This is a genomic window from Nocardiopsis sp. TNDT3 (assembly GCF_003427465.1).
GTDB classification, from domain to species: Bacteria; Actinomycetota; Actinomycetes; order Streptosporangiales; family Streptosporangiaceae; genus Nocardiopsis; species Nocardiopsis dassonvillei.
The window spans coordinates 1-1,703 of sequence record NZ_QPFC01001442.1 but is presented as its reverse complement, the minus strand read 5'-3'; the positions used below and the strand labels follow the sequence as shown (position 1 = coordinate 1,703).

Annotated in this window: 2 protein-coding genes; both read left to right on the top strand. The window is 74.0% G+C overall.

Annotated features, from left to right (window positions below; translation table 11 throughout):
* Positions 1–105 precede the first annotated feature (105 nt).
* Positions 106–561 (top strand): DUF6098 family protein, encoded by a 456-nt coding sequence (locus tag DQW06_RS28670; RefSeq protein ID WP_013155034.1) that lies wholly within the window; start codon positions 106–108, stop codon positions 559–561.
* Between the two features lie 76 nt (positions 562–637).
* Positions 638–1,606: a zinc-binding dehydrogenase gene (locus DQW06_RS28665; protein ID WP_013155033.1), complete on the top strand. Its 969-nt coding sequence runs from the start codon at positions 638–640 to the stop codon at positions 1,604–1,606.
* The last annotated feature ends 97 nt before the right edge of the window (positions 1,607–1,703 follow it).

The window sequence follows — 1,703 nt, the reverse complement described above, 5'->3', positions numbered from 1 at the left end:
GGAGCACCGGGGTCGGGGCGCGAGCCGGTGAGCGGGGCGGCGGCCTTGCCTCCGTGTTGACGCGGGGCCGGGCTTCCTCCCCGACGGGCGGGGTAGTCGGGCCGTATGGACGCGACTCCTCAGCACCACGGCTCACCGGCAGCCCTGCCCACCGTCACCAGCCTGTCCGAGCTGGCCGACCTCGTCCGCGGCCGCGACCGCCTCTACCTGCGCTACTCGGACGGCCCCGAGCGGGACCGCCACGTCGTGAGCAAGGACTACGAGAGCGAACTCGAACTCCCCGGGCTCTCGGTCACCGTCCTCACCCCCGAGTCCTGGTGGACCCGGCCCCTGGAGGACTGGCTCTCCCGCCAGGTGCGCAAGTACGCCTCCCTGGTCGAGGACGACCCGGACCGGGTGGGGTGGGTCCTCCAGGGCGACACCGTCGCCCACGGCCCCGACCACGAACCGCTCCTGGACGGGGTGCGGCCGGTCGCCTACCTCTCCGAGGCCGTGATGGAGGAGGCGCAGCGCAGGTACCGGGATCGCTTCGAGGCGGGAAGGAAGCCGACCGATCCGTAGCGGCCGGTCCGCTCCCCGCGCGTTTCGGCCCCCCGGGGGTGGAACCGGATTCGGTCTCCGTGGTTGGCTTCGGGGTATGTTCGCTATCACCGCAGCACGCTTCGCGCCCGACGACCCCGTCTCCGCCCTGGAGGCGGGCGAACGCCCCGACCCCGAGCCCCGCGAGGGGTGGACGACCGTCGACGTCAGGGCCGCGTCCCTCAACCACCACGACCTGTGGAGCCTGCGCGGCGTCGGGCTCAGCGAGGAGCGCCTGCCCATGATCCTCGGCTGCGACGCGGCCGGGGTGGACGAGGACGGCAACGAGGTCATCGTGCACGGCGTCGTCGGCGACCCCGCCGCCGGGGGAGGGGACGAGACGCGCGACCCCCGCCGGTCGCTGCTCTCGGAGGTCCACGACGGCACCTTCGCCGAGAGGGTCCTGGTGCCCCGCGCCAACCTGGTGCCCAAGCCGGAGGAGCTGTCCTTCGAGGAGGCCGCCTGCCTGCCCACCGCGTGGCTCACCGCCTACAGCATGCTCTTCGGCAAGGCCGACCTGCGGCCGGGCTCCACGGTGCTCGTCCAGGGCGCCGGGGGAGGCGTGGCCGCGGCGCTCATCCGGCTGGCGTCGCAGGTGGGCCACCGGGTCTACGCCACCAGCCGCAGCGAGGAGAAGCGGACCAGGGCCCTCTCCCTGGGCGCGCACGCGGCGCTGCCCACCGGCGAGCGCCTGCCGGAGAAGGTCGACGCCGTCTTCGACTCGGTCGGGCAGGCCACGTGGGCGCACTCGCTGCGCTCCCTGAAGCCGGGCGGCGCCGTCATCACCTGCGGCGCGACCAGCGGCGACGCGCCTCCGGCCGAACTCAACCGGGTGTTCTTCCTCCAGCTGCGGGTCCTGGGCTCCACCATGGGCACCCGCGAGGAGCTGGCCGCCCTGGCCCGGATGTGCGTGCGTACCGGCATCCGGCCCGAGATCGACCGGGTGCTGCCCCTGGCCCGGGCCGAGGAGGGCTTCCGGGCGATGGCCGGGGGCGAGCAGTTCGGCAAGATCGTCTTCACCGTCTGAGCGGGCCCGGCGGAGAGGCCGCGGACGCGGCGCGCGGTTTCTGACCTGCGGTGACCCTGTGCTCGTAGCCGTAGCCGTAGCCGTAGCCGTAGCCGTA